Raw genomic sequence first — 13491 nt, 5'->3', positions numbered from 1 at the left:
AAAGAGTGAATCCCGCAGCACCCGCAGAAACACCTGGCCGCTGGCCCGCTCGGGTGGGGTGTTCAGCGCCGATATGCACAGGGGCTCGATCAGGCCCTGGACGACCGGGGCCGGCATGCGCCTGCATAGGTCGGCCACTGAGGCGCTGCTGGCGCAGCGAAAGCCAGCCCGCTGCCAGCCCAGGGTGGCCGCGATCAGGGCGCGCTTGTCACCCCAGGACCAGCCCTGTGCCCGGGCAATACCCCAGGCTGCGTCCAGAGGCGAGGGCCAGGCCGGGAGGCGCAGGCCTTTTCCGTCGAGGTCGCGCAGATCCAGCGGCTCGCCGTGCAGCACGGTGCGTGGATCGACGCCTACCTTGCTCATGAGCCCGAGGGTCTGTCGGTAAGCGCCAATCAGGATGTGCTGGCCGTTGTCGAGGGCGCTCGTCGTGCCGTCGGGCAGCGTCAGTGGCAGGCTGCGGGCGCGGCCGCCCAGGCTGCGGGCCGCCTCGAACAGGGTGACCTGGTGACCGGCCTCGGTGGCTTCTACCGCGGCTGCCAGTCCGGCCCAACCACCGCCGATGATGGCCACCGACCGCGCCGCGCCGGCGCCAGTTCCCCGCGTGGCTCCCTGGACCGTCTTGGCCGTTGACGCAAGCCGCTCCATCGCGCTCAGAAGCGTCCGAGGGCTTGCATCTTCCAGGCCAGCCACAGCTTGCGCAGGGGCGTGAGCGCGACCCGCTGCTGCAGCACCTGGAACTGGTCCCGCTCAATCTCGCGCAGCAAGGTGCGGTAGATGCTGGCCATCATCAGGCCCGGCTTCTGGCTGCGACGGTCGACTGCCGGCAGCAGGGCCAAGGCCTCGTCGTAGAGGGCGTGTGCGCGTTCGGCCTGAAACGCCATCAGCGCGCGAAAGCGCTCGCTGTCCTGGCGCTGCAGGAGTTCGTGCGCCTTGACGTCGAAGCGCTGCAACTCGCTGATCGGCAGGTAGATGCGCCCGCGCATCGCGTCCTCGCCGACGTCGCGGATGATGTTCGTGAGCTGGAAGGCCAACCCCATCTTGTGCGCATAGGCGGTGGTGATTGGGTCCGCCTGGCCAAAGATGCGCGCGGCCACCTCGCCGACGACTCCGGCCACCAGGTGGCAATAGCGCTCGAGGGCGGCGAAGTCGAGGTAGCGGCTTTGGGTGAGGTCCATCTGGCAGCCCTCGACCACCGCGAGCAGATGGCGCGCCTCGATGCCGAACTCGGCGGCCAGCGGCAGCAGTGCCCGGGTCACCGGGTGCTGCGGTGAGCCGGCAAATGCCCGTCCCACCTCCTGCTGCCACCAGGCCAGCTTGGTCGCGGCCACGCCCGGGTCGGTGACCTCGTCGACCACGTCGTCGACCTCGCGGCAGAAGGCGTAGAAGGCGGTGATGGCGGCGCGCCGGCGCGGCGGCAAAAAGCGGAAGGCGTAGTAGAAGCTGCTGCCCGAGGCCGCTGCCTTCTCCTGCACATAGCGCTCGGGAGAGGAGGTGACCGGGGGCGTGGAGGCGGGCGAGGTCATGGGCAGATTGTCACATCGGCTTTCGCATGGCCAGGCAGCGCCAGGCAATGACCGGCCAGTCGGCTGCCCCCAGGGACGGCCGCCGCACAAAGGCCGCCGCGCCCAGGGACTCGACCCGTTCCAGGGTCCGCAGGCCTCCCTGGACCACCGCCCGCAGTTCCCAGCCCGCGCGGCCGGGCACCCGGTGGACGATGCCCGCGCCGCGGCGCATCTCCTCCCGCGCCCAGGTGCACAGGCTGGCCACCAGGGCCGCCGTGCCGCCTCGAGCGGCCAGAGCGGCGAGGTCTTGCGGCGAGGTGACCCGCAGCTGGTCGGGGGCCAGGCCGCAGGCACGGACATCGGCCTCCGGCAGGTAGTGGCGCCCGCGCGGCAGGTCGACCGAGAGGTCTTGCCAGAAGTTGATCAGTTGCAAGGCAGTGCAGACCGCGTCGCTCTCGCGCAGCGCCTCCTCGCCCTGCACGCCGAACAGGTGCAGCATCAGCCGCCCCACCGGGTTGGCTGAGCGCCGGCAGTAGTCCTGCAACTCGGCCCGGTTGGTATAGCCTTGTCTGTCCCGGGTGCGGACCACGTCCTGCTCGAAGGCCGAGAGTAGGTCCAGCAGGTCGGTCGGTGGCAGTGTGTGGCGGGCAATGGTCTGGCGCAGGGGGCCGAAGATCCAGGCCCAGCGGGGGTCCGACTCGGCGGCTGGCGGGCCCTCGGCGCCCTCGAAGCAGGTCAGGAGCTGCGCCCGGTAGTTGCCCAGGTCAAGCAGCCGCTGCGCCGGACTTGCCGGTCCCTCGTCGGCCAGATCGTCGGCCGTCCGGGCAAAGTGATAGAGCGCGCCCACAGACGGGCGCAGCGCTGGCGGGCAGAGCCAGGAGGCAACCGGGAAGTTTTCGTAGTGATCGACCGGGGGCGCAGCAGCGTCGGCGCCCGGTTCGGTGCGGGAGGAGAAGCTCACGTCAGGATTGTCGCCGCCCCGCTCAATATCCTTACAATTCCGATAACTAACCGGTCAGTCATTAAAATTTCGCCAACGATCGGGTCCATTCAGGGTCATTCAGACTCTCCGATCTCTCGCTATCCCGTTCGTTTATCCCGCTCGTTCGTCCCACCCGTCGTGGGATTTGCTATTTCATCGCCTCTCCATCGAACCGCCATGCCCCAGACCCTTCCCGCCCGATCAGGCGCACTGCCCCTCCTGCTGTTGCTCAGCCTGCTGCTCGCCGCCTGCTCCAAGCCAGCGCCGGCGCCCGAGCCGCTGCGTTCGGTCAAGGTGATCACGGTCGGTGAGGCCACGCTGGCCAGCGGCCTCGAGTTTGCAGGTGAGGTGCGTGCGCGGGTAGAAAGCCGGCTTGGGTTCCGGGTGGCGGGCAAGCTGCTGCGGCGCCAGGCCGAGCCCGGACAGGTGGTCAAGGCCGGCCAGTTGCTGGCCGAACTGGACCCGCAGGACTACCAGCTGGCGCAAGAAGCGGCGCAGGCCCAGGTGGCAGCCGCCCGGACCCAGCGGGACCTGGCGGCCGCTGAGTTCAAGCGTTACCAGGCCCTGCAGCAGCAGAACTTCATCAGCGGCGCCGAACTCGAGCGCCGGGAGACCACCCTCAAGGCGGCCCAGGCACAGCTCGATCAGGCGCAGGCCCAGCTGGCCTCTCAGGGCAACCAGTCGACGTACACCCGCCTGCTCGCACCCGCCGCAGGCGTCGTGACCGCAGTTGAGGCCGAGCCCGGACAGGTGGTGTCCGCCGGTACGCCGGTGCTGCGCCTGGCCCTCGAGGGGCCGCGCGATGCGGTGTTTTCGGTGCCCGAAGACCGTGTCGGTGCGATCCGGGTGGGCAGCTCCGTTCAGGTCAAGCCCTGGGGCGGCGCGCAAGCCGTGGCTGCCCAGGTGCGTGAGGTCGGCGCGATCGCTGACCCGGTGACCCGCACCTTCCTGGTCAAGGCCACCTTGCCTGCGGCCGCCCGCCTGCCCCTGGGCATCACCCTGGCGGTGGCGCCGCAGGCCTTGGCCAGGGGCCAGGCCGAGCCGGCTGCCGCGCTCAAGCTGCCCACCAGCGCCTTGCGCCAGGAAGGGGGCGTCACCGCGGTGTGGGTTCTTGACGCCGCCACCATGACCGTCAAGTCGCAGCCGGTGCAACTCGCGGGTGCCGACGGCAACGAGGCGGTGGTCGCCAGCGGCTTGCGGGCCGGCATGCAGGTGGTGGCCGCCGGCGTGCACGTGCTGCAGCCGGGTCAGAAGGTCACGCTGTGGAAGGCGCCCAAATGAGCGCGCCAGAACCTGGTCTGCAGGAACCTGCCCGGGGCTTCAATCTCTCCCGCTGGGCGCTGGAGCATCCGGCGCTGACCCGCTTCCTGATGGTGGTGCTCATGGTGCTGGGCGTCGCCGCCTACTTCCAGCTGGGGCAGGACGAGGACCCGCCCTTCACCTTCCGCGCGATGGTGATTCGCACCTACTGGCCCGGCGCCACTGCGCAGCAGGTGGCCGACCAGGTCACCGACAAGCTCGAGCGGGCCCTGCAGGAGGTGCCCTATGCCGACGTGATCCGCAGCTACTCCAAGCCGGGCGAGTCGCAGATCATTTTCCAGATCAAAGACTCGTCGCGTGCCGCCGAGGTACCCCAGGTCTGGTACACCGTTCGCAAAAAGGTGGGCGATATGCGCCTGACCTTGCCGCAGGGCGTGCAAGGGCCTTTTTTCAATGACGATTTCGGTGACGTCTATGGCGTGATCTACGCCCTCGAGGCAGACCCGGGCTTTTCCTGGGCCGAGGTCAAGACCTTCGCCGACCAGGTGCGCCAGCAGCTGCTTCGTGTGCCCGACGTGGCCAAGGTCGAACAGTTCGGTGTGCAGGACGAGAAGCTCTATATCGAGATTTCGCAGCAGCGCCTGGCCCAGCTCGGGCTGGACATGAACCAGGTGCTGGCTCAGTTGGGGCAGCAAAACGCGGTCGAGCCCGCTGGCGCGGTAGCGACGCCCTTGGACATGGTGCAGGTGCGGGTCGGCGGCCAGTTCACCGCGGTCGATCAGCTCTCGGCCATGCCGATCCGGGGGGCCTCCGGCAACCAGCTTCGCCTGGGCGACATCGCCACCATCCGCCGCGGCTATGTGGATCCACCGCAGGTCAAGGTGCGCCACCAGGGGCGCGACGTGATCGCCTTGGGTGTGTCCATGGCCAAGGGCGGAGACATCATCCGCCTGGGCCGTGCGCTGGACGAGGCCACCGCCCGCATCGCCCAGGCCCTGCCGGCCGGTGTGCGTTTGGTGCAGGTTCAGGACCAGCCCAAGGCGGTGGCCACTTCGGTCAACGAATTCGTCATGACCCTGATCGAGGCGGTGGTGATCGTGCTGGGCGTGAGCTTTCTGGCGCTGGGCCTGCACAAGCGCGAGGGTGCCGCGGGCCTGCCCCTGTGGCGCCGCTGGTATGTGGATATGCGGCCTGGACTGGTGGTGGGCATCACCATTCCCCTGGTGCTGGCCATGACCTTTTTGGCCATGGACTACTGGGGCATTGGCCTGCACAAGATCTCTCTGGGCTCGCTGATCATTGCCCTGGGCCTGCTGGTCGACGACGCGATCATTGCCGTCGAGATGATGGTGCGCAAGATGGAGGAGGGCTACGACAGGTTCCGCGCCGCCACCTTCGCCTACGAGGTGACGGCGATGCCCATGCTCACCGGCACCCTCATCACCGCCACCGGCTTTCTGCCGATCGGCATGGCCCGTTCGACGGTAGGCGAATACACCTTCGCCATCTTTGCGGTGACGGTGGTCGCTTTGGTTCTGAGCTGGATCGTCTCGGTTTACTTTGTGCCCTTTCTGGGTCACCGGCTTCTCAGGGACAGGCCAGCAGGTGCAGCCCACGGCGAGCATTTCGACACCCCGTTCTATCAAGGGTTTCGTCGCGCAGTGAACTGGTGCGTGGCGCACCGCTGGATCACCATCGGGGCCACGGTGCTGACATTCGCCCTGGGCATCGTCGGCATGGGGCAGGTGCAGCAGCAGTTTTTTCCCGACTCGAGCCGGCCCGAAATTCTGGTGGACCTGTGGTCCCCCGAGGGCACCGCATTCACCGCCACCGAGGAAATGGCGCGCCAGGTCGAAAAGCGGCTGATGGCCGAGCCCGGGGTTAGCACCGTGAGTGCCTGGGTGGGCTCGGGTGTGCCGCGTTTTTACCTGCCGCTGGACCAGATTTTTCCGCAGACCAACGTCGCGCAGTTGATCCTGGTGCCGGCGGATCTACCGACCCGCGAGGCGCTGCGGCTCAAGCTCCCCCAGGTGCTGGCGACCGAATTTCCCGAGCTGCGCGCCCGGGTCAAGCTGCTCCCCAACGGGCCGCCGGTTCCCTTCCCGGTGATGTTCCGTGTCATGGGCCCAGACCCGCAGACCCTGCGCCAACGCGCTGACGAGGTCAAGGCCGTACTGCGGGCCAGCCCCAACGCCCGCGGCGTCAACGACAACTGGAACGAGTCGGTCAAAGTGGTTCGCCTGGAGATCGACCAGGCCAAGGCCCGGGCGCTGGGTGTGTCCAGCCAATCCATCGCCCAGAGCACGCGGATCGCCTTCTCTGGCGCCACGGTCGGCCAGTACCGCGAGGGTGACCGGCTGATCGACATCGTGCTGCGCCAGCCCTTGGCCGAGCGCGACGCCATCACCGATGTCGCCAATGCCTATGTGCCCACCGCCACCGGGCGCAGCGTGCCCCTGCTGCAGGTGGCCAAACTGACCTTCACCTGGGAGCCCGGGGTGATGTGGCGCGAAGGGCGCGACTACGCCATCACCGTGCAAGGCGACGTGGTCGAGGGCCTGCAAGGCGCCACCGTCACACAGGAGGTGCTGCCGGCGCTGCGCAAATTGGAGTCGGGCTGGGCGCAGGGCTACCGCCTTCAGGTGGCTGGCGCAGCCGAGGAAAGCAGCAAGGGGTCTTCGTCCATCGCGGTCGGCATCCCGGTGATGCTGTTCATCACCTTCACCCTGCTGATGCTGCAGTTGCACAGTTTCAGCCGGGCGCTGCTGGTCTTCATCACCGGTCCGATGGGTATCGCCGGGGTCGCTGGGGCGCTGCTGCTGCTGGGGAGGCCCTTCGGCTTTGTGGCGCTGTTGGGCGTGATCGCCCTCATGGGGATGATCCAGCGCAACTCGGTGATCCTGATTGACCAGATCGAGCAGGACCGCGCCCGGGGCGTGCCGGCCTGGGAGGCCATTGTCGAATCGGCGGTGCGTCGCCTGCGGCCCATCGTCTTGACCGCGGCGGCGGCGGTGCTCGCCATGATTCCGTTGTCCCGCTCGGTCTTCTGGGGCCCGATGGCGGTGGCCATCATGGGCGGCCTGGTTGTGGCCACGGTGCTCACCCTGCTGGCCCTTCCGGCCATGTATGCAGCCTGGTTCCGGGTGCAACGGCCCGAGCCGGGCGCTGTGTCCGGCACGGGGGAGGGCGGGGTTCAGGGCGGGCCGGCCTGAGCCAAGTCGGCGGAAGGGGGCTTTGCGCCGGTCTAAAATACGCGATTGACCGGATTTCACGCGGCGGGCGGTAAGGGCATGAGCCCCATGACGCCCGCTTTGTTTTCCTGGGCCGCGCGGGTGGCGAAATTGGTAGACGCACCAGGTTTAGGTCCTGACGCCAGCAATGGTGTGGGGGTTCGAGTCCCCCCCCGCGCACCACGCCCCGGAAAACACAGCTCATTGACCGCGCCACCATCCGGACGCCCTGCGAATCGAACACCAGCACTTAGCGAGAAAGAAGCACCATGGCCGTGACCGTTGAAACCCTCGAGAAACTCGAACGCAAGATCACCCTGACCCTGCCGGTCGACACCATCAAGAACGAAGTCGACGCCCGCCTCAAGAAGCTGGCCCGCACCGTCAAGATGGACGGCTTCCGTCCCGGCAAGGTGCCGATGTCGGTGGTGGCCCAGCGCTATGGCTACTCGGTCCAGTACGAGGTCATGAACGACAAGGTCGGCGAGGCCTTCTCGCAGGCCGCCAACGAGGCCAAGCTGCGTGTGGCCGGCCAGCCGCGCATCACCGAAAAGGAAGGCGCGCCCGAGGGCGAGCTGGCCTTTGACGCCGTCTTCGAAGTCTTCCCCGAGGTCAAGATCGCCGACCTGACCAGCGCCGAGATCGAGCGCGTGACCGCCACCGTCGACGCCGCCGCCATCGACCGCACCATCGAAATCCTGCGCAAGCAGCGCCGCACCTTCGCCCAGAAGGCGCTGGGCGAGGCCGCTGCCGACGGCGACCGCGTCACCGTCGACTTCGAGGGCAAGATCGACGGCGAGCCCTTCGCCGGCGGCAAGGCCGACGACTACCAGTTCCTGGTCGGCGACGGCCAGATGCTCAAGGAGTTCGAGGAAGCGGTGCGCGGCATGAAGGTCGGCGAGAGCCGGACCTTCCCGCTGTCCTTCCCGGCCGACTACCACGGCAAAGATGTGGCCGGTAAACAGGCCGACTTCATGGTCACCCTCAAGAAGCTCGAGGCCGCCCACCTGCCTGAGGTGAACGAGCAATTGGTCAAGTCCCTGGGGCTGGCCGAGGGTTCGGTCGACGCCCTGCGCGCTGACATCCAGAAAAACCTGGACCGCGAGGTCAAGCATCGCCTGCAGGCCCGCAATAAGCAGGCGGTGATGGACGCCCTGGTGTCCAAGGCCGAACTTGACCTGCCCAAGTCCAGCGTGGCCGCCGAAGTGGACCGCATGATCGAGGGCGCCCGCGCCGACCTCAAGCAGCGTGGCATCAAGGACGCCGACAAGGCCCCGATCCCCGGCGAACTGTTCACCGCCCAGGCCGAGCGCCGGGTGCGTCTGGGCCTGGTCGTCGCCGAACTGGTGCGCGCCAACAGCCTGGCCGCCAAGCCCGAGCAGCTCAAGGCCCATGTCGAAGAAATGGCCGGCAGCTACGAGAAGCCCGAGGAAGTGGTGCGCTGGTACTACAGCGACAACCGCCGCATGGCCGAGGTTGAGGCGGTGGTCATCGAGAACAACGTCACCGAGTTCGTTCTGGCCCAGGCCAAGATCACCGACAAGACCCTGGGCTTCGACGAGCTGATGGGGCAGCAGGGGGCCTGAAGGGGCACAGCCCTGCCCGGCCGCTTGAAACCCGGCCAGCATGCCCTAAAGTAGGTTCTCGGCCCGGACAAATGCCCGGGCTTAGCCTGAATCCAATTGCAATACCGGAGCCCCTCCCATGAGCGCACTCGACATCCAGGCCCTTGGCATGGTGCCCATCGTCATCGAGCAGTCCGGCCGCGGCGAGCGGTCGTATGACATTTATTCCCGCCTGCTGCGCGAGCGGGTGGTGTTCCTGGTCGGGCCGGTGAACGACCAGACCGCCAACCTGGTGGTTGCGCAGTTGCTGTTTCTTGAGAGCGAGAACCCCGATAAGGACATCTCCTTCTACATCAACAGCCCTGGCGGCAGCGTGTCGGCCGGCATGGCCATCTTCGACACGATGAACTTCATCAAACCGCAGGTGTCTACCCTGTGCATGGGCATGGCGGCTTCCATGGGAGCCTTCTTGCTGGCTGCTGGCGAGAAGGGCAAGCGGTTCGCATTGCCCAACTCCAAGATCATGATTCACCAGCCCCTCGGTGGTACGCAGGGTCAGGCGACGGACATCGAAATCCACGCCCGCGACATCCTCAAGACCCGCGCCCAGTTGAACAAGATCCTGGCTGAGCGCACCGGCCAGTCGCTGGAGAAGATTGAGCGCGACACCGAGCGCGACTACTTCCTGGAAGCCGACGAGGCCCAGGCCTATGGCCTTGTCGACCAGGTCATCGCCAAGCGACCCTGAGCACACACAGTGGTATTGACGGGGTCAGGCCTCGGCCTGGCTCCATTCGTCCTTGCGCCCAAGCGGCGCCTTCCGGTTGCACCGGGGGCGCCGTTCTCATTTGGGTATCATTGTTTCTCCAACGCCAACACCGACATCCATGGCCGACAAAAAAGGCTCCTCCAGCGAAAAAACGCTTTACTGCTCGTTTTGCGGAAAGAGCCAGCACGAGGTGAAGAAACTCATCGCAGGCCCCTCGGTCTTCATTTGCGACGAGTGCATCGACCTGTGCAATGAAATCATCCGCGACGAGTTGCCCGCTGGCGATGAGCAAAAAGAGGCGCGCGGTGACCTGCCCACGCCTGTAGAGATCAAGACCAACCTCGACAACTACATCATCGGCCAGGAACCCGCCAAGCGCATCCTGGCCGTGGCGGTCTACAACCACTACAAGCGCCTGCGCCACAAGGAAAAGGCCAAGAAGGACGATGTCGAGCTCGCCAAGTCCAACATCCTCCTGATCGGCCCGACCGGCTCGGGCAAGACCCTGCTGGCCCAGACCCTGGCCCGCATGCTCGACGTGCCCTTTGTCATGGCCGATGCGACCACCCTCACCGAAGCTGGTTACGTGGGTGAGGACGTCGAGAACATCATCCAAAAGCTCCTTCAGAGCTGCAACTACGTAGTGGAGCGAGCCCAAAGCGGCATCGTCTACATCGACGAAATCGACAAGATCTCGCGCAAGTCGGACAACCCCTCCATCACCCGCGACGTCTCGGGCGAGGGCGTGCAGCAGGCCCTGCTCAAATTGATCGAGGGCACGCTGGCCAGCGTGCCGCCACAGGGCGGACGCAAGCACCCCAACCAGGACTTCCTGCAGATCGACACCACCAACATCCTGTTCATCTGCGGCGGCGCCTTCGCCGGCCTGGAAAAGGTCATCGAGCAGCGCACCGAGTCGTCGGGCATCGGCTTTGGCGCCGCGGTGAAAAGCAAGGCCCAGCGCTCGCTCACCGACGTGTTCCGCGAGGTCGAGCCTGAGGACCTGATCAAGTTCGGGCTCATTCCCGAGCTGGTCGGTCGCATGCCGGTGGTGGCCACGCTGGCCGAACTGAGCGAAGACGCTCTGGTCCAAATCCTCACCGAGCCCAAGAACGCACTGGTCAAGCAGTACGGCAAGCTCCTGTCCATGGAAGGCGTTGAGCTTGAGGTGCGTCCCAATGCATTGCGGGCCATCGCGCGCAAGGCCCTGGCCCGCAAGACAGGCGCCCGGGGCCTGCGTTCTATTCTCGAGCAGTCACTCATTGACACCATGTTCGAGCTGCCCAATACCTCCAACGTCGAGCGGGTTGTGCTCGACGAGCCTACTATCGAGGAAAACAAGCCGCCCCTGCTCGTGTACCGAGAAGCGGCAAAAAAGGCCTGACCCCCTGTCGTCATTTGGGTTGAAAATCGCCAAACGCCCTCCACTCTGTGGAAGGTAGAAAAAGGATCCATATGTCCGGCCACGTTCCGCTCCCTTCAACCCCGATCGAACTGCCGCTTCTGCCGCTGCGCGACGTGGTGGTGTTCCCGCACATGGTCATCCCTCTCTTCGTCGGGAGGCCCAAGAGCATCAAGGCTCTCGAGGCCGCCATGGAGGCCGAGCGCCGCATCATGCTGGTGGCCCAAAAGGCCGCCGCCAAGGACGAGCCCGCCGCCACCGACATGTTCGAGGTCGGTTGCGTCTCCACCATCTTGCAGATGCTCAAGCTGCCCGACGGTACGGTGAAGGTGCTGGTCGAGGGCCAGCAACGCGCCCATGTGGCCCGCATCACCGACGGCGAGGCCCACTTCACCGCCACGGTGGTCCCGGTCGACCCGGCCGCCCAGGAGGCCAAGGCCACTGAAGTCGAGGCTCTGCGCCGCGCGGTCATGCAGCAGTTTGACCAGTACGTCAAACTGAACAAGAAGATCCCGCCGGAAATCCTTACCTCGATCGCCAGCATCGACGACGCCGGCCGCCTGGCCGACACCATCGCCGCCCACTTGCCGCTCAAGCTCGAGAGCAAGCAGGTCGTGCTCGACCTGGCCGACATCAAGGCTCGCCTTGAGAACCTGTTCGAGCAACTCGAGCGCGAGGTCGACATCCTCAACGTCGACAAGCGCATCCGCGGCCGCGTCAAACGGCAGATGGAGAAGAACCAGCGCGACTTCTACCTCAACGAGCAGGTCAAGGCCATCCAAAAGGAGCTTGGCGAGGGCGAGGAGGGCGCGGACATCGAGGAGATCGAGAAGAAAATCATCGCCGCCAAGATGTCCAAGGAGGCCCGCAAGAAGGCCGACGGCGAGCTCAAAAAGCTCAAGCTCATGTCGCCCATGTCGGCCGAGGCCACGGTGGTGCGCAACTACATCGACGTGCTCACCGGCCTGCCCTGGAGCAAAAAGACCAAGATCAAGCACGACCTGGGCAACGCCGAGGGTGTGCTGAATGAAGACCACTACGGCCTGGAGAAGGTCAAGGACCGTATCCTTGAATATCTCGCGGTGCAGCAACGGGTCGACAAGGTCAAAGCGCCCATCCTGTGTCTGGTTGGCCCCCCGGGCGTGGGCAAAACCTCGCTCGGCCAATCCATTGCCAAGGCCACCGGCCGCAAGTATGTGCGTATGGCCCTGGGCGGCATGCGCGACGAGGCCGAGATCCGCGGGCACCGGCGCACCTACATCGGCGCGCTGCCGGGCAAGGTGCTGCAAAGCTTGGCCAAGGTCGGCACCCGCAACCCGCTGTTTCTGCTCGACGAGATCGACAAGCTGGGCACCGACTTCCGTGGCGACCCGTCGAGCGCGCTGCTCGAGGTGCTCGATCCCGAGCAGAACCACACCTTCGGCGACCACTATGTGGAGGTTGACTTCGACCTCTCCGATGTGATGTTTGTCGCCACCTCCAACTCGATGAACATCCCGCCGGCCCTGCTGGACCGGATGGAAGTCATTCGCCTCTCGGGCTACACCGAGGACGAAAAGACCCACATCGCCATCAAGTACCTGCTGCCCAAGCAACTGAAGAACAACGGCCTGAAAGACGCCGAGTTGCAGGTCACCGAAGAAGCGGTGCGCGACGTCGTCCGCTACTACACCCGCGAGGCTGGCGTTCGCTCGCTTGAGCGCGAGCTGTCCAAGATCTGCCGCAAGGTGGTCAAGGGCCTGCAGCTCAAGAAGATGACGCCCCAGGTGGTGGTCAACGCCGACAACCTGAACGACTACCTCGGGGTACGCAAGTTCAACTACGGGCGGGCCGAGCAGCAAAACCAGGTGGGCCAGGTGGTCGGCCTGGCCTGGACCGAGGTGGGGGGCGATTTGCTCACCATCGAAGCCGCGCTCATGCCGGGCAAGGGCAACTTCCTGCGCACCGGCTCGCTCGGTGACGTGATGAAGGAGTCGGTCGAGGCCGCGCGTACCGTGGTGCGTAGCCGCTCACGACGGCTCGGGATCAAGGACGAGATCTTCGACAAGAAGGACATCCACATCCACGTGCCCGACGGCGCCACGCCCAAGGACGGTCCGAGTGCGGGTGCCGCAATGGCAACCGCCATCGTCTCGGCCCTCACTGGAATTCCTGTGCGTGCCGATGTGGCCATGACCGGCGAGATCACCCTGCGCGGTGAGATCACTGCCATTGGCGGCCTGAAGGAAAAGCTGCTCGCCGCCCTGCGCGGTGGCATCAAGACGGTGCTGATCCCGGAAGAAAACGCCAAAGACCTGCAGGAGATTCCCGAGAACGTGAAGAACGGCCTCGAAATCGTGCCCGTCAAGTGGATCGACAAGGTGCTGGAGGTGGCGCTCGAGCGCATGCCCGAGCCGCTGGCCGACGAGGAGGTGGTTGCCGCTGCCCCGGCACCGGCCCTGGCACCAGAGCGCACCGACGGCCCTGCGGCTGGAACTGCACCGACCGACCCAGGGTCTATCAAGCACTGAGCAAGAGGGGAACAAGCACCGAAGCCGAGCCGGAATCGGTCGCTTTTTCCCCTATAATCGAGGGCTCACGCGGGAATAGCTCAGTTGGTAGAGCGCAACCTTGCCAAGGTTGAGGTCGCGAGTTCGAGTCTCGTTTCCCGCTCCAGATTTGACCAAAGGGAAGCCCATGCTTCCCTTTTTGTCTCCAGGCATACCGGCGCAATAGCAAAGCGGTTATGCAGCGGATTGCAAATCCGTTTAGGTCGGTTCGACTCCGGCTTGCGCCTCCAGT

Annotated in this window: 9 protein-coding genes and 3 tRNA genes; 9 read left to right on the top strand and 3 right to left on the bottom strand. The window is 65.8% G+C overall.

Annotated features, from left to right (window positions below; translation table 11 throughout):
• The 3 genes from QE494_RS11955 to hpnC form a co-directional block, all read right to left on the bottom strand.
• Positions 1-645 (bottom strand): FAD-dependent oxidoreductase (locus QE494_RS11955; RefSeq protein WP_300043606.1); only part of this gene is annotated, 645 nt, incomplete at its 3' end.
• Between the two features lie 5 nt (positions 646-650).
• Positions 651-1523: a presqualene diphosphate synthase HpnD gene (gene hpnD, locus QE494_RS11950; protein WP_300043605.1), complete on the bottom strand. Its 873-nt coding sequence runs from the start codon at positions 1521-1523 to the stop codon at positions 651-653.
• 10 nt (positions 1524-1533) lie between these two features.
• A complete protein-coding gene (gene hpnC / locus QE494_RS11945; protein WP_300043604.1) occupies positions 1534-2463 on the bottom strand; it encodes a squalene synthase HpnC in 930 nt (309 codons plus the stop codon).
• Between the two features lie 198 nt (positions 2464-2661).
• Between hpnC and QE494_RS11940 the strand changes: the two genes are divergently transcribed.
• From QE494_RS11940 to QE494_RS11900, 9 genes are all read left to right on the top strand, one after another.
• Entirely contained in the window at positions 2662-3765 is a 1104-nt protein-coding gene (locus tag QE494_RS11940) for an efflux RND transporter periplasmic adaptor subunit (protein WP_300043603.1), read from the top strand.
• Positions 3762-6956 carry an efflux RND transporter permease subunit gene (locus tag QE494_RS11935; protein WP_300043601.1) on the top strand — a complete coding sequence of 1065 codons (3195 nt, stop codon included), beginning with the start codon at positions 3762-3764 and terminating at the stop codon, positions 6954-6956. The genes QE494_RS11940 and QE494_RS11935 overlap by 4 nt, the downstream gene beginning before the upstream one ends.
• A 114-nt stretch (positions 6957-7070) precedes the next feature.
• Positions 7071-7157, top strand: a tRNA-Leu gene (locus tag QE494_RS11930).
• Between the two features lie 86 nt (positions 7158-7243).
• Positions 7244-8560, top strand: a complete 1317-nt coding sequence (gene tig / locus QE494_RS11925; protein ID WP_300043600.1) for a trigger factor — start codon at positions 7244-7246, stop codon at positions 8558-8560.
• A gap of 118 nt (positions 8561-8678) precedes the next feature.
• Positions 8679-9287 (top strand): ATP-dependent Clp endopeptidase proteolytic subunit ClpP, encoded by a 609-nt coding sequence (clpP, locus tag QE494_RS11920; protein ID WP_300043598.1) that lies wholly within the window; start codon positions 8679-8681, stop codon positions 9285-9287.
• A 139-nt stretch (positions 9288-9426) separates the two neighbouring features.
• On the top strand, positions 9427-10692 hold the full coding sequence (gene clpX, locus QE494_RS11915; protein WP_300043597.1) for an ATP-dependent Clp protease ATP-binding subunit ClpX: 1266 nt from the start codon (positions 9427-9429) through the stop codon (positions 10690-10692).
• A gap of 71 nt (positions 10693-10763) precedes the next feature.
• Positions 10764-13220: an endopeptidase La gene (lon, locus tag QE494_RS11910; RefSeq protein WP_300043596.1), complete on the top strand. Its 2457-nt coding sequence runs from the start codon at positions 10764-10766 to the stop codon at positions 13218-13220.
• Positions 13221-13289: 69 nt separating this feature from the next.
• Positions 13290-13365 (top strand) — tRNA-Gly (locus QE494_RS11905).
• Positions 13366-13415: 50 nt separating this feature from the next.
• A tRNA-Cys gene (locus tag QE494_RS11900) sits at positions 13416-13489 on the top strand.
• Positions 13490-13491 lie beyond the last annotated feature (2 nt).

This window comes from Ramlibacter sp., assembly GCF_029866045.1.
Classification (GTDB): domain Bacteria; phylum Pseudomonadota; class Gammaproteobacteria; order Burkholderiales; family Burkholderiaceae_C; genus Ramlibacter.
Note: the sequence above shows the minus strand (reverse complement) of the source record. Positions and strands in the feature narration are given on the sequence as shown.

Coding starts and splice junctions, on each gene's coding strand:
- hpnD (WP_300043605.1), bottom strand. CDS start 1,523: ATGACCTCGCCCGCCTCCACGCCCCCGGTCACCTCCTCTCCCGAGCGC.
- QE494_RS11940 (WP_300043603.1), top strand. CDS start 2,662: ATGCCCCAGACCCTTCCCGCCCGATCAGGCGCACTGCCCCTCCTGCTG.
- QE494_RS11935 (WP_300043601.1), top strand. CDS start 3,762: ATGAGCGCGCCAGAACCTGGTCTGCAGGAACCTGCCCGGGGCTTCAAT.
- tig (WP_300043600.1), top strand. CDS start 7,244: ATGGCCGTGACCGTTGAAACCCTCGAGAAACTCGAACGCAAGATCACC.
- clpP (WP_300043598.1), top strand. CDS start 8,679: ATGAGCGCACTCGACATCCAGGCCCTTGGCATGGTGCCCATCGTCATC.
- clpX (WP_300043597.1), top strand. CDS start 9,427: ATGGCCGACAAAAAAGGCTCCTCCAGCGAAAAAACGCTTTACTGCTCG.
- lon (WP_300043596.1), top strand. CDS start 10,764: ATGTCCGGCCACGTTCCGCTCCCTTCAACCCCGATCGAACTGCCGCTT.